At 70.6% G+C, this 14798-nt stretch carries 10 protein-coding genes; 6 read left to right on the forward strand and 4 right to left on the reverse strand.

Going from position 1 to position 14798, the window contains the following annotated elements:
* The first annotated feature begins 50 nt into the window (after window positions 1-50).
* Window positions 51-746 carry a ribosome hibernation-promoting factor, HPF/YfiA family gene (gene hpf / locus ACIQ5Y_RS38795; RefSeq protein WP_403891940.1) on the forward strand — a complete coding sequence of 232 codons (696 nt, stop codon included), beginning with the start codon at window positions 51-53 and terminating at the stop codon, window positions 744-746.
* 190 nt (window positions 747-936) lie between these two features.
* Entirely contained in the window at window positions 937-1695 is a 759-nt protein-coding gene (locus ACIQ5Y_RS38800; RefSeq protein ID WP_403891910.1) for a response regulator, read from the forward strand.
* A 100-nt stretch (window positions 1696-1795) separates the two neighbouring features.
* On the opposite strand, the gene ACIQ5Y_RS38805 is transcribed toward ACIQ5Y_RS38800, so the two are convergent.
* The 3 genes from ACIQ5Y_RS38805 to ACIQ5Y_RS38815 are packed head-to-tail and all read right to left on the reverse strand — an operon-like array spanning window position 1796 to window position 3852.
* Window positions 1796-2977, reverse strand: coding sequence for a winged helix-turn-helix domain-containing protein (locus ACIQ5Y_RS38805; RefSeq protein WP_403891913.1), 1182 nt, complete (start codon window positions 2975-2977; stop codon window positions 1796-1798).
* Window positions 2978-2987: 10 nt separating this feature from the next.
* Complete coding sequence (locus tag ACIQ5Y_RS38810) at window positions 2988-3245, reverse strand: GNAT family N-acetyltransferase (RefSeq protein ID WP_403891916.1); 258 nt, start codon at window positions 3243-3245, stop codon at window positions 2988-2990.
* 22 nt (window positions 3246-3267) lie between these two features.
* The gene (locus ACIQ5Y_RS38815) at window positions 3268-3852 is read right to left on the reverse strand and encodes a GNAT family N-acetyltransferase (protein ID WP_403891919.1); all 585 of its coding nucleotides are present in this window, start codon (window positions 3850-3852) and stop codon (window positions 3268-3270) included.
* A 240-nt stretch (window positions 3853-4092) separates the two neighbouring features.
* Between ACIQ5Y_RS38815 and secA the strand changes: the two genes are divergently transcribed.
* A complete protein-coding gene (secA, locus tag ACIQ5Y_RS38820; protein WP_403891922.1) occupies window positions 4093-6894 on the forward strand; it encodes a preprotein translocase subunit SecA in 2802 nt (933 codons plus the stop codon).
* 359 nt (window positions 6895-7253) lie between these two features.
* Here secA and ACIQ5Y_RS38825 read toward each other — a convergent pair whose 3' ends face one another.
* A complete protein-coding gene (locus ACIQ5Y_RS38825) occupies window positions 7254-7703 on the reverse strand; it encodes an Rv3235 family protein (RefSeq protein WP_403891925.1) in 450 nt (149 codons plus the stop codon).
* Between the two features lie 418 nt (window positions 7704-8121).
* On the opposite strand from ACIQ5Y_RS38825, the gene ACIQ5Y_RS38830 reads away from it, so the two are divergent.
* The 3 genes from ACIQ5Y_RS38830 (at window position 8122) to ACIQ5Y_RS38840 (ending at window position 14628) form a co-directional block, all read left to right on the forward strand.
* Entirely contained in the window at window positions 8122-8622 is a 501-nt protein-coding gene (locus ACIQ5Y_RS38830) for a DUF6912 family protein (RefSeq protein ID WP_403891928.1), read from the forward strand.
* Entirely contained in the window at window positions 8619-9287 is a 669-nt protein-coding gene (locus tag ACIQ5Y_RS38835) for an HAD family hydrolase (protein ID WP_403891931.1), read from the forward strand. Before ACIQ5Y_RS38830 ends, ACIQ5Y_RS38835 begins: the two co-directional genes overlap by 4 nt.
* A gap of 388 nt (window positions 9288-9675) precedes the next feature.
* Complete coding sequence (locus ACIQ5Y_RS38840; RefSeq protein ID WP_403891934.1) at window positions 9676-14628, forward strand: NAD-glutamate dehydrogenase; 4953 nt, start codon at window positions 9676-9678, stop codon at window positions 14626-14628.
* Window positions 14629-14798 lie beyond the last annotated feature (170 nt).

The following is a 14798-nucleotide window of genomic DNA, read 5'->3' on the forward strand; positions in this document are numbered from 1 at the left end:
GGGAGACGCTTCGCCCCATGAGGCGGAGCTATCCGGGAACGGAGTTCTGCGTGGACATCGTCGTCAAGGGCCGTAAGACCGAAGTGCCCGAGCGGTTCCGCAAGCACGTGGCCGAGAAGCTGAATCCTGAGCGGATCACCAAGTACGACGGCAAGGTGATCAGCGTGGACGTCGAGGTGTCCAAGGAGCACAACCCGCGTCAGGCCGACCGTTCCGACCGCGTGGAGATCACCCTCCGCACGCGGGGCCCGGTGATCCGTGCCGAGGCTGCGGCCACCGACCCGTACGCGGCGCTGGACCTGGCTCAGGACAAGCTGGAGGCCCGGCTGCGCAAGCAGCACGACAAGCGCTACACGCGCCGCGGCAACGGACGTCTCTCGGCGGCGGAGGTCGCCGACGTCGTACCGGGTGCCGCAACACTCAACGGCAGTGGTCAGCCGGTCGGCGAGGAGAAGGCGAACGGGGTACCGATCACCCGGATCGGATCCATCGAGGTGCAGGGCGAAGGCCCCCTCATCGTCCGAGAGAAGACCCACTCGGCCGCACCCATGTCGCTCGACCAGGCTCTTTACGAGATGGAACTGGTCGGCCACGACTTTTATCTGTTCGTCGACGCCGAGACCAAGCTGCCCAGCGTCGTCTACCGCCGTCATGCCTACGACTACGGCGTCATCCACGTGAACCCCGACGGTGCCTCCAGCTCTGAGGAACCGCGAGGCGGCGCCGGCGGCGCGCTCGGCGGCTGATACCGATCATTCGTCGCCCCTGCGGTTCGCTCATGCGTCCGCAGGGGCACCTGTGTGACGGGTATGCGCCATGCATGGCCGTCGGGTGCCCCCGTGTCGTGGTGCGGGCATGGAATCATGGCGGTCAGTCAACCGATGGCGGTGTTCGTCCGGTTGGTCCGGCGGTTGAGCACATGCAGGGGGAGGAACGATGGCGGACAGCTTCGGGCCGGTACGCGGTGACGGCGGCGCGGACTGTCGTGACGCGGACGGGGCGGCTTTGGGGGAAGCGGCCGGTTCGCGGGGCGGGGAGCCCATCCGGGTGCTCGTGGTCGACGACCACGCGCTGTTCCGGCGGGGGCTGGAGATCGTCCTCGCGCAGGAGGAGGACATCCAGGTCGTCGGCGAGGCCGGAGACGGGGCGGAGGCCGTGGACAAGGCGGCCGATCTGCTGCCGGACATCGTGCTGATGGACGTACGGATGCCCAGGCGCGGCGGGATCGAGGCGTGCACCTCGATCAAGGAGGTGGCACCCTCCGCGAAGATCATCATGCTGACGATCAGCGACGAGGAGGCCGACCTCTACGACGCGATCAAGGCGGGCGCGACCGGGTACCTCCTGAAGGAGATCTCGACGGACGAGGTGGCGACGGCCATCCGGGCCGTCGCGGACGGGCAGTCGCAGATCAGCCCGTCGATGGCCTCGAAGCTGCTCACCGAGTTCAAGTCGATGATCCAGCGGACCGACGAGCGCCGGCTGGTGCCGGCGCCGAGGCTGACGGACCGGGAGCTGGAGGTCCTCAAGCTGGTCGCCACCGGCATGAACAACCGGGACATCGCCAAGGAGTTGTTCATCTCCGAGAACACCGTGAAGAACCACGTCCGCAACATCCTGGAGAAGTTGCAGCTGCACTCCAGGATGGAGGCCGTGGTCTACGCGATGCGGGAGAAGATCCTCGAAATCCGCTAGTCGCCTCCGGCGGGGTCGGCGGGGCTGGTGTGTGCCGACTGCGGGTCGTGCGTGGCCGGTCGCGCGGTTCCCCGCGCCCCTGACGGGGCGCGGGCCTCGGTCAGGTGCCCAGCGCCGCCAGCTCGGCCGTCACCGCCGCGGCCTCTGCGGCGTTCTGCGCGCGCTCCACGCGGACCGCGTCGCAGCCCACCCACTCCGCGGCCTCCCGCAGGGCAGCGGCCATCACGGGGGCCGCCTTGGGCGTGGTCAGGGAGAGCTGCCGGGCGACCAGGGTGCGGCCCTCACGGGCCGGGTCGACGCGGCCCTGGAGCAGGCCGCCCGCCAGCAGCGGCATCGCGAAGTACCCGTGTATCCGCTTCGGCTTGGGGACGTACGCCTCCAGGCGGTGGGTGAAGTCGAAGATCCGCTCCGTGCGCGGACGGTCCCACACCAGGGAGTCGAACGGCGAGAGCAGCGTGGTGCGGTGGCGGCCCCGGGGGACGGTGGCCAGCGCCGCCGGGTCGGCCCACGCCGGCTTGCCCCAGCCCTCCACCTCGACCGGGACCAGCCCGGAATCCGCGACCACCGCGTCGAACTCCTCGCCCTTCAGGCGGTGGTAGTCCGCGATGTCGGCGCGGGTGCCGACGCCGAGGGACCGCCCGGCCAGCGCGACCAGGCGGCGCAGGCACTCGCGGTCGTCGAGGTCGTCGTGGAGCAGGGCGTCGGGGACGGCGCGCTCGGGCAGGTCGTACACCCGCTTCCAACCCCGGCGCTCGCTGCACACCACCTCGCCGGTGTCGAGCAGCCACTCCACCGCGATCTTGGTCTCGGACCATTCGAACCACTCGCCGCCGTTCTTGGCGCCGCCCAGTTCGGTGGAGGTCAGCGGGCCGTCGGCCTTCAGGCGGTCCAGGACCGTCTTCGTCGAGCGTTCCTTGTCCTGGAGGTGGTGCCAGCGGTGGCCGCGGGCCCGCCGCGCGCGGCGCCGGAAGGCGAAATGCGGCCATTCCTCGATGGGCAGGATGCAGGCCGCGTGCGACCAGTACTCGAAGGCGTGGCGGTCCGACCAGTACGCCTTCTCGACCGTCTCCCGGCCGACGGCGCCCAGGCGCGCGTACGGGATCAGCTCGTGCGAGCGGGCCAGGACGGAGATGGTGTCGAGCTGGACCGCGCCCAGGTGGCGCAGGACCCCGCGGACCCCGCCGCGGCGGTCGGGCGCCCCGAGGAAGCCCTGCGCGCGCAGGGCGATCCGGCGGGCCTCGTCGGCGGAGAGGGACACGGTCGGCGGCGGCACGCTGGTCATGCGCCGAAGCCTAGGCGGCCCCACTGACAGCGGGCCCGTACGGGAGGCGGGAAGGCAGGCCGAGGTCGGACGGCAGCAGCGCCCCGGCCCAGCAGTCCAGCAGCGCGCCGTCGTGTTCCATCCCGGCGTGCGCGGGCTCGTAGGGGACGGGCACCGAGATCCAGCGCTGGATCTCGGGATCCTGGCAGGCGGCGTGCACCTCGGCCGCGTCCCCGGGGGTGTGGGGGCGCAGCACGAGGCGCTCGGTGTACAGCGTGATCGGTTCCATGACCTGCGATTCCGTCGGGGATCTAGCCGGCGTTCGACGTCAGGTAGGGCACCGCGGAGGTCAGGCCGAGGTCCGAAGGCAGCAGGGCGCCCACCCAGGAGTCGCGCACGGTGCCGGAGCGGAGCAGGGATGCCCGCAGGAGCCCCTCCATGCGGAAGCCCGCCTTCTCGGCGACGGCCCGCGAGCCGTCGTTGCCGACCTCGGCGCGCCACTCCAGGCGTACGGCGCCCAGCTCGGTGAAGGCCCAGCGTGCGACGGCGGTGACGGCCTCGGTCATGTAGCCGCGTCCGCGGTGCTCCTTCGTCGCCCAGTAGCCGACCTCGTACGACTTCTCCCCGAAGGCCTCGTGCACGTGGACGCCGACGGCGGCGACGAGCGGGCCGCCCTCGCCGAGGCGGACGGCGAAGGAGTAGCCGGTGTCGTCGCGCCAGCCGTTCGGCACCAGCTCACCGACGAAGCCGCGGGCGTGCGCGCGCTCGTAGGGGGAGGGGACCATCGTCCAGCGCTGGATGTCCGGGTCCTGGGCGGCCGCGTACACCTCGTCCTCGTCCGAGGGGGTGAAAGGCCGCAGGTCGAGGCGGTCCGTGGTCAGTGTGGTGGGCTCCATGAAGCGGATTCTGCTGCCATCGCGTGTCGCCGGGCGAACACTTTTCGGGAATCTCGCGGGGGAAGCGGCACCTTCCGTGTCACCCGTACGTTCTCAATACGGGCACCCGCGCCCTCGCGGCTACGGCGGACCTCCCGGCGCGACCACGTCCTCGCTTACGATGGCCGTTACGGTGGGGCCCACCTGCCGTGCCCGTGTACGTACAGTGCCCAGGCCCGACCGGCAAGGAGACAAACCTCGGTGTCCGTCTTCAACAAGCTCATGCGTGCAGGCGAAGGCAAGATCCTGCGCAAACTGCACCGCATCGCGGACCAGGTCAACTCCATCGAAGAGGACTTCGTCAACCTCTCCGACGCCGAGTTGCGGGCGCTCACTGACGAGTACAAGCAGCGTTTCCAGGACGGCGAGAGCCTGGACGACCTGCTGCCCGAGGCCTTCGCCACGGTGCGCGAGGCCGCGAAGCGCGTGCTCGGCCAGCGCCACTACGACGTGCAGATCATGGGTGGCGCGGCGCTGCACCTCGGCTACGTGGCCGAGATGAAGACCGGTGAGGGCAAGACCCTCGTCGGCACGCTGCCCGCCTACCTGAACGCGCTGTCCGGCAAGGGCGTCCACCTGATCACGGTGAACGACTACCTGGCCGAGCGCGACTCCGAGATGATGGGCCGCGTCCACAAGTTCCTGGGCCTGTCCATCGGCTGCATCCTGGCGAACATGTCGCCGGCGCAGCGCCGTGAGCAGTACGCCTGCGACATCACCTACGGCACGAACAACGAGTTCGGCTTCGACTACCTGCGCGACAACATGGCCTGGTCGCAGGACGAGCTCGTCCAGCGCGGCCACAACTTCGCCGTGGTCGACGAGGTCGACTCGATCCTCGTCGACGAGGCCCGCACCCCGCTGATCATCTCCGGCCCGGCGGACCAGGCCACGAAGTGGTACGCGGACTTCGCCAAGCTCGTGACCCGCCTGACCAAGGGCGAGGCCGGTCAGCCGCTCAAGGGCATCGAGGAGACCGGCGACTACGAGGTCGACGAGAAGAAGCGGACCGTCGGCATCCACGAGGCCGGTGTCTCCAAGGTCGAGGACTGGCTCGGCATCGAGAACCTCTACGAGTCGGTGAACACCCCGCTCGTCGGCTACCTGAACAACGCCATCAAGGCGAAGGAACTGTTCAAGAAGGACAAGGACTACGTCGTCATCGACGGCGAAGTCATGATCGTCGACGAGCACACCGGCCGTATCCTCGCCGGCCGCCGCTACAACGAGGGCATGCACCAGGCGATCGAGGCGAAGGAAGGGGTGGACATCAAGGACGAGAACCAGACCCTCGCCACGATCACCCTGCAGAACTTCTTCCGCCTGTACTCGAAGCTGTCGGGCATGACCGGTACGGCCATGACCGAGGCCGCCGAGTTCCACCAGATCTACAAGCTCGGCGTCGTCCCGATCCCGACGAACCGTCCGATGCAGCGCATGGACCAGGCCGACCTGATCTACCGCACCGAGGTCGCCAAGTTCGCCGCCGTCGTCGACGACATCGCGGAGAAGCACGAGAAGGGCCAGCCGATCCTCGTCGGTACGACGTCGGTCGAGAAGTCCGAGTACCTCTCCCAGCAGCTGTCCAAGCGCGGCATCCCGCACGAGGTCCTCAACGCCAAGCAGCACGAGCGCGAGGCCGTGATCGTCGCCCAGGCCGGCCGCCGCGGCGCCGTCACCGTCGCCACGAACATGGCCGGTCGCGGTACCGACATCAAGCTCGGCGGCAACCCGGACGACCTCGCCGAGGCCGAGCTGCGCCAGCAGGGCCTGGACCCGGAGGAGCACATCGAGGAGTGGGCGCACGCCCTTCCCGCGGCGCTCACCCGGGCCGAGGCGGCCGTGAAGGCCGAGTTCGAGGACGTCAAGGAGCTCGGCGGGCTGTACGTGCTGGGCACCGAGCGCCACGAGTCGCGCCGTATCGACAACCAGCTGCGCGGCCGCTCCGGCCGACAGGGCGACCCGGGCGAGTCCCGCTTCTACCTGTCGCTGGGCGACGACCTGATGCGCCTGTTCAAGGCGCAGATGGTCGAGCGCGTCATGGCCATGGCCAACGTGCCGGACGACGTGCCGATCGAGAACAAGATGGTGACGCGCGCGATCGCGTCGGCCCAGTCGCAGGTCGAGACCCAGAACTTCGAGACGCGCAAGAACGTCCTGAAGTACGACGAGGTCCTCAACAGCCAGCGCGAGGTCATCTACCGGGAGCGCCGCCGCGTCCTGGAGGGCGAGGACCTCCAGGAGCAGGTCCGCTTCATGATGGACGACACGATCGACGCGTACATCGCGGCCGAGACGGTCGAGGGCTTCGCCGAGGAGTGGGACCTGGAGCGCCTGTGGGGCGCCTTCAAGCAGCTCTACCCGGTGAAGGTCACCATCGACGAGCTGGAGGACGCGGCGGGCGACCGCGCGGGCATCACCGCCGAGTTCATCGCGGAGTCCGTCAAGGACGACATCCACGAGCAGTACGCGGCGCGCGAGAAGGCGCTCGGCTCCGACATCATGCGTGAGCTGGAGCGGCGCGTGGTGCTGTCGGTGCTGGACCGCAAGTGGCGTGAGCACCTGTACGAGATGGACTACCTGCAGGAGGGCATCGGCCTGCGGGCGATGGCCCAGAAGGACCCGCTGGTCGAGTACCAGCGCGAGGGCTTCGACATGTTCAACGCCATGCAGGAGGGCATCAAGGAGGAGTCCGTCGGCTACCTGTTCAACCTGGAGGTCCAGGTCGAGCAGCAGGTCGAGGAGCTTCCGGTGCAGGACGCGGCGCCTTCGCTGACGAAGGAGCCGGTGCCGGCGGCGCGTCCGGAGATCCGGGCGAAGGGGCTGGACGCCCCGCAGCGGGCGGAGCGGCTGCACTTCTCCGCGCCGACGGTGGACGGGGAGGGCGGGGTCGTCGAGGGCGACTTCGACGATGCCGGTTCCGATGACTCGGGTGACGGTATGACGCGGGCGGAGCGGCGGAAGGCGGCCAAGGCCTCTGGCGGGCGTCGCCGGAAGAAGTGACCCCTGCGGGGTCGAGCTCGTCGGCCGGGGCCGGACACCTTGCGTGGTGTCCGGCCCCGGCCGCGTTGCGTGTGGCTGTGGCTGTGGCTGTGGCTGTGGCGTGCGGTCGTGTTCGGCTGCGGCGCCGCAGCCGGGGCTCCGCCCCGGACCCTGCGCCTCAAACGCCGGCGGGGCTGGATGTGGCCCCGGCGGGCTGGATGTGACGCCGGCGGGGCTGGATGTGGCCCTGGCGGGCTGGATGTGACGCCGGTGGGGCTGGATGTGGCCTTGGCGGGCTGAATGTGGCGCCGGTGGGGCTGGATGTGGCCTTGGCGGGCTGGATGTGGCGCCGGTGGGGCTGGATGTGGTCCCGGCCGGGGTTACGTGCCGGCGTTGTTGCCCGGGCCCTGGAGTTCCACCGCCGCGCAGCGCCAGCGGAGGTCCGGGCCCTGTTCCAGGCGGAAGGCCATCGCCGTGATGCGGTCGCCCGTCGCGATGCGGGCGAAGGCCTCGATGACGCCCGGGCCCGGGGTGAAGCGGCCGCACTGGCGGATCACCGGGCTGAGGCGGGCGCGGAGGTGGTCCGCCGGGGCCAGGGTGATCAGCTGGTCGTAGGCGGGGCCGACGGTGTGGCCGAGGAGCGAGTGGACCGGGCGGCGGCCGCTGACCACCGCGAGCAGCCGGTCGGCGAACCAGTGGTGCGGGCCGAACCGCACGGTGCTCGGAGGGCGGCGCTGGTCGTTCCGCCCGGCGGGGCGGGTACGGGTCCGGGAGCCGGGGCGGCGGCGGGCGGCCTCCCCGCCGATCGTCGTGCGCAGGGTGGTGTCCATGGCGATCTGCCCCCGTCAGGCCGGGCCCGGATCAGTACCGGGCGGTAACTTGATGGGGGAACTTCTACGGGTGTCGGTCACGGTGCGCAATCGTGCGAGCCGCGGGGGTTGCTCCCGGGCCGGTTCACCTATCCGAGTGAGTGGCGGTCTCCCGCAGCGCCGCAGCCCGCCGTCGCCGCGGACGAAGGTGGACGGTTGCGGACCGTGCCGCGACGCCCCGAAGGGGTACGAGGGCCGTCCCCCACTCGGCCGCAGGGGCGAGGCCGCGGCCCGTCGGCGTCGACGGATACGGGGCGCACGGGCGCCGGGTGCGGCCAACGCCCTGAAGGGGTACCGGGGCCCCGGGGCCTTCCCCCACTCGGACGCGGGGTGACAGTCGTATCCTGGGGGCGTTTCCGACTACCGAAAGCAGCCGGCCATGCGCGTGTACGTCCCCCTGACCCTCCCCGGGCTCGCCGAGGCGCACAAGGCGGGTGAGCTGGGGCCCGCCCCGCTGCGTGCGTACGCCGTCACGCCCGGGCTGCGCGAGTGGTACGTGTCCGATGACATCGAGGAGCTGGAGTACGCCGCCCTGAGCCGGGCCGCCGCCGCCTCCCTGCGGATGCTGGCGCAGGAGGAAGCGGCTCCGCGCAAGCGGGTCGTCGTCGCGGTGGACGTGGACGACAAGGCCGTCAGCGCCACCCCGGGGGTCGACGAGGCCACCCTCGGGCAGGTCGGCCTGGCCGCCGCCGTGCGGCTGACCGTGGCCGCCGCCGTGCACGTGGACGCCGATGACGCCCGGGAGGACGTGGCCGCCGCCGCGGCCGCGATGGAGGCCGCCGACGGCGGGGACGACGACGCGCGGTTCACCGTGGACGGGGCCGAGGACCACGAGCTGCTGTGGTTCGGGGTGCAGGAGATTCCGGGGCTGTTGCGATGACGAGTCGGGGCGCCCACATCGTCTGGGACTGGAACGGGACGCTGCTGCACGACATCGACGCCGTCATCACCGCGACCAACGCCTCCTTCGCCGAGCTCGGCTTCGCGCCGATCACCCTGGAGACGTACCGCGACCTGTACGTCGTGCCGGTGCCCAAGTTCTACGAGCGGCTCATGGGGCGGCTGCCCACCGATGAGGAATGGGTCGTCATGGACGACACCTTCCACCGGCACTACTGGGCCGCCGCCGAGGACTCCGGGCTCGCCGAGGGCGCCCGCGATCTGCTCCAGGAGTGGCAGCGGGCCGGTCTCACCCAGTCCCTGCTGTCCCTCGCGCCCCACGAGAAGCTCGTTCCGCTCGTCCGGGCGCACGGCATCGACGGGCACTTCCTGCGCGTGGACGGGCGGATCGGCCCTTCCCACACCTCCAAGGCGGGGCACCTCGTACGCCACATGGCCGCATTGGACGGGACGGGCGTGACGGTCGGCCGTACGGTCCTCATCGGAGACGCCGTGGACGACGCGCTCGCGGCCGCCCACGTCGGCGCCAGGGCCGTGCTGTACACGGGCGGGTCCCACAGTCGCGCCAGTCTGGAATCGGCCGGTGTACCCGTCGTGGACACCCTGGCAGAGGCCGTTCGGACAGCTCGGGAACTGGCCGAATAACGTCTGGACAAGGCCGACGCGGGCCGCCTGCACGGACGCCCGGCGCAGTCGCTGGCCAGAGTGTCAAAGTTCCACCCCGAGATTTGTACAGATGCAGTGAATGACGACCTGGGGGTGGGTCGAGATAGCCTTGTACCCGTGATCAGCGCGATAGTCATCGGCGGCACTGGAGCCTCCGGCATGCGCCCGGCGTACGACCGTACCCGGGCCTTCGCTGATTCCCGCTGCCGGGACCTCCTGCCGAACATGGCCGATTCCCTCCCGGCAGCCCTTCCCGACGACCTAGCGTCGATATCGATCACGGACGGACATCCCGCCCCCGGGCGGCACTCCGTCATTCCTTCCTTCACCTACGTCACGCAATGGCGCGCGACAGGAGCCAGAGGACATGCAGACCAAGCTGGACGAAGCAAAGGCCGAGCTGCTCGCACGGGCGGCCCGGGTAGCTGAGAACAGCCCGGCCGGGGGGCTACTTCCGACTGGGTCCGAGCAGGGAGAGCGTCCCGACAGGGACACGGTGCTCTCCTACCTCCAGCGCTACTACCTGCACACGGCCCCCGAGGACCTCTCGGACCGCGATCCGGTCGACGTGTTCGGGGCGGCGCTCTCGCACTACCGCATCGCCGAGAAGCGTCCGCAGGGCACCGCGAACGTACGCGTGCAGACCCCCACGGTGGAGGAGAACGGCTGGACCTCCAGCCACTCGGTCGTCGAGGTCGTCACCGACGACATGCCCTTCCTCGTGGACTCCGTCACCAACGAGCTGTCCCGCCAGGGCCGCGGCATCCACGTCGTGATCCACCCGCAGGTCGTCGTGCGCCGTGACGTCACCGGCAAGCTGATCGAGATCCTCGGCCCCGACTGCGACGCGCACGGCCCCCGTACCGCGCGCCCCCACGACTCCCTCGTCGAGTCCTGGATCCACGTCGAGATCGACCGCGAGACCGACCGCGCCGACCTCAAGCAGATCACCGTCGACCTGCTGCGGGTGCTGTCCGACGTCCGCGAGTCCGTCGAGGACTGGGAGAAGATGCGCGACGCCGCGCTGCGCATCGCCGACGGCCTGCCCGAGGAGCCCACCGCCCCGGACCTGCGCGAGTACGAGCTCGAAGAGGCCCGCGAGCTGCTGCGCTGGCTCGCCGACGACCACTTCACCTTCCTCGGCTACCGCGAGTACAACCTCGTCGACGGCGACGCCCTGTCCGCCGTGCCCGGCACCGGCCTCGGCATCCTGCGCTCCGACCCGCACCACAGCGGCAAGGACGACGGCCACCCGGTCTCGCCGTCCTTCAACCGGCTGCCCGCGGACGCCCGCGCCAAGGCCCGCGAGCACCGCCTGCTGGTGCTGACCAAGGCCAACAGCCGCTCCACCGTGCACCGCCCCTCGTACCTCGACTACGTGGGCGTGAAGAAGTTCGACGCCGACGGCAACGTCGTCGGCGAGCGCCGCTTCCTCGGCCTGTTCTCCTCGGCCGCCTACACCGAGTCCGTGCGCCGCGTCCCCGTCATCCGCCGCAAGGTCACCGAGGTCCTCGAAGGCGCCGGCTTCGCGCCGCACAGCCACGACGGCCGCGACCTGCTGCAGATCCTGGAGACGTACCCGCGCGACGAGCTGTTCCAGACCCCCGTCGACCAGCTCCAGGCCATCGTCACCTCCGTCCTGTACCTGCAGGAGCGCCGCCGGCTGCGGCTGTACCTGCGCCAGGACGAGTACGGGCGCTACTACTCGGCCCTCGTCTACCTGCCGCGCGACCGCTTCACCACGGGCGTCCGGCTGCGGCTGATGGACATCCTCAGGGAGGAGCTCGACGGCATCAGCGTCGACTTCACCGCCTGGAACACCGAGTCGATCCTCTCCCGCATCCACTTCGTCGTCCGCGTCCCGCAGGGCAAGGAACTGCCGGTCCTGACCGAGTCCGACGTCGAGCGCATCGAAGGCCGCCTCGTCGACGCCGCCCGCTCCTGGGCCGACGGCTTCTCCGAGGCCCTGGTCGCCGAGCTCGGCGAGGAGCGCGCCGCCGAACTGCTGCGCCGCTACGGCACCTCCTTCCCCGAGGGCTACAAGGCCGACCACTCGCCGCGCGCGGCCGTGGCCGACCTGTGCCACCTGGAGAAGCTGGCCGCCGGCGACCGCCCGTTCGCGCTCTCCCTGTACGAGCCGGTCGGCGCGGGCCCCGGCGAGCGCCGGTTCAAGATCTACCGGACCGGTGAGCAGGTCTCGCTGTCCGCGGTCCTGCCCGTGCTGCAGCGCCTGGGCGTCGAGGTCACCGACGAGCGCCCGTACGAGCTGCGCCGCTCCGACCGGGTCAGCGCCTGGATCTACGACTTCGGTCTGCGGATGCCGCTCTCCACCGGCAACGGGGACAACTACCTCGGCGACGACGCCCGCGAGCGGTTCCAGGAGGCCTTCGCCTCGGTCTGGCAGGGCGAAGCGGAGAACGACAACTTCAACACCCTGGTGCTGGGCGCCGGGCTGACCTGGCGGCAGGCCGTCGTCCTGCGCGCGTACGCCAAGTACATGCGCCAGGCCGGCTCCACCTTCAGCCAGGACTACATGGAGGACACCCTCCGCAACAACGTCCACACCACCCGGCTGCTGGTCTCCCTCTTCGAGGCGCGGATGTCGCCCGGCCGCCAGGCCGCCGGCAGCGAGCTCGTCGACGCCATGCTGGAGGAGCTGGACGGGGCCCTGGACCAGGTCGCCTCGCTCGACGAGGACCGCATCCTGCGTTCCTTCCTGACGCTGATCAAGGCGACCCTGCGGACCAACTTCTTCCAGCTGAACGACGCGGGCGAGCCCCACTCGTACGTGTCGATGAAGTTCGACCCGCAGGCCATCCCGGACCTGCCGGCGCCCCGCCCGGCCTTCGAGATCTGGGTCTACTCCCCGCGCGTCGAGGGCGTCCACCTGCGCTTCGGCAAGGTCGCCCGAGGCGGCCTGCGCTGGTCCGACCGCCGCGAGGACTTCCGTACGGAGATCCTCGGCCTGGTCAAGGCGCAGATGGTCAAGAACACCGTCATCGTGCCCGTCGGCGCCAAGGGCGGCTTCGTCGCCAAGAACCTCCCCGACCCGTCGGTGGACCGCGACGCGTGGCTCGCCGAGGGCATCGCCTCGTACAAGATCTTCATCTCGGCGCTGCTCGACATCACCGACAACATGGTCGCCGGCGAGGTCGTGCCGCCGAAGGGCGTCGTCCGCCACGACGAGGACGACACCTACCTCGTCGTCGCCGCCGACAAGGGCACCGCGACCTTCTCCGACATCGCCAACGGCGTCGCGGAGTCCTACGGCTTCTGGCTGGGCGACGCGTTCGCCTCCGGCGGCTCGGCAGGCTACGACCACAAGGGCATGGGCATCACGGCCCGCGGCGCGTGGGAGTCCGTCAAGCGGCACTTCCGCGAGCTGGGCCACGACACGCAAGCCCAGGACTTCACGGTCGTCGGCGTCGGCGACATGTCCGGTGACGTGTTCGGCAACGGCATGCTGCTGTCCGAGCACATCCGCCTCGTCGCCGCCTTCGACCACCGGCACATCTTCATCGACCCGCACCCGGACGCGGCCACCTCCTACACCGAGCGCCGCCGCCTGTTCGACCTGCCGCGCTCCTCGTGGGCGGACTACGACACCTCGCTGATCTCGGCGGGCGGCGGCGTCCACCCGCGCAGCGCGAAGGCCGTCCCGATCACCGCCCAGGTCCGCGAGGCCCTCGGCATCGAGGCGGGCGTCACCAAGATGACCCCGGCCGACCTGATGAAGGCGATCCTCCAGTCCCCCGTGGACCTGCTGTGGAACGGCGGCATCGGCACGTACGTCAAGGCCACGGCCGAGACGCACGCGGACGTCGGCGACAAGGCCAACGACGCCATCCGCGTCAACGGCTCCGAGGTCCGGGCCAAGGTCATCGGCGAGGGCGGCAACCTGGGCCTGACCCAGCTCGGCCGGATCGAGTTCGCCCACCACGGCGGCAAGGTCAACACCGACGCCATCGACAACAGCGCGGGCGTGGACACCTCCGACCACGAGGTGAACATCAAGATCCTGCTCAACGCGGTCGTCGCCGACGGGGACATGACCGTCAAGCAGCGCAACAAGCTGCTCGCCGAGATGACCGACGAGGTCGGCTCGCTCGTCCTGCGCAACAACTACGCGCAGAACACCGCGCTCGCCAACGGCTCGGCGCAGGCCCCGAGCCTGCTCCACGCCCAGCAGCGCTTCATGCGCCGCCTGGAGAGCGAGGGGCTGCTCAACCGCGAGCTGGAGTTCCTGCCCGCCGACCGCCAGATCCGCGAGCTGCTCAACACGGGCAGGGGCCTGACCCAGCCGGAGCTGGCCGTCCTGTTCGCCTACACCAAGATCACGGTGGCGGACGAGCTCATCCACACCGAGCTGCCGGACGACCCGTACCTGCGGCGCCTGCTCCACGCGTACTTCCCGGGCGCTCTGCGGGGGAAGTTCCCGGAGCAGATCGACGCGCACGCGCTGCGCCGCGAGATCATCACCACGCTCCTGGTCAACGACACCGTCAACACCGGTGGTTCGACCTTCCTGCACCGCCTGCGCGAGGAGACCGGGGCCTCCCTGGAGGAGATCGTCCGGGCTCAGCTCTCCGCGCGTGAGATCTTCGGCCTGGCCGAGGTGTGGGACGCGGTGGAGGCGCTCGACAACAAGGTCGCCGCCGACGTCCAGACCCGGGTGCGGCTGCACTCGCGTCGTCTGGTCGAGCGCGGTACCCGCTGGCTGCTGAACAACCGGCCGCAGCCGCTCCAGATCACCGAGACCATCGACTTCTTCTCGGCGCGGGTCGCGGAGGTGTGGGCGGAGCTGCCGAAGCTGGTGCGCGGCGCCGACCTGGAGTGGTACCAGTCGATCCTGGACGAGCTGACGGGCGAGGGCGTCCCGGAGGAGCTGGCGGCGAAGGTCGCCGGGTTCTCGTCGGCCTTCCCGACGCTCGACATCGTCGCGATCTCCGACCGCACCGGTGTGGACCCGCTGGGTGTCGCCGAGGTGTACTACGACCTCGCCGACCGCCTGGACATCACCCAGCTGATGGACCGGATCATCGAACTGCCGCGGTCCGACCGCTGGCAGTCCATGGCCCGCGCCTCCATCCGCGAGGACCTCTTCGCGGCGCACGGGGCCCTGACCGCGGACGTCCTGTCCGTGGGCAACGGGGACTCGACTCCCGAGGAGCGCTTCAAGGCGTGGGAGGAGAAGAACGCGGCGCTGATCGGCCGGGCGCGGACGACTCTGGACGAGATCCGGGGCTCGGACGACTTCGACCTGGCGAACCTGTCGGTGGCGATGCGGACGATGCGGTCGCTGCTGCGCGCGCACAGCTAGTCGGAAACGGCGGGCGGCCCCGGACCACGGTTGGTCCGGGGCCGCCCGTTTCGTATCCGGGTGCGGCGCCGTTGCGGGGGGGGGGGGGGCGGGGCCCCCCCCCCCCCCCGGGGCGCCCGGGGGGGGGGGGGGCCCCGCCGGGGCCACCCCCCCCGCCCGGGCGGGGGGGC

Origin of the sequence: Streptomyces sp. NPDC096339, assembly GCF_044762985.1 — a bacterium.
Lineage (GTDB): Bacteria > Actinomycetota > Actinomycetes > Streptomycetales > Streptomycetaceae > Streptomyces.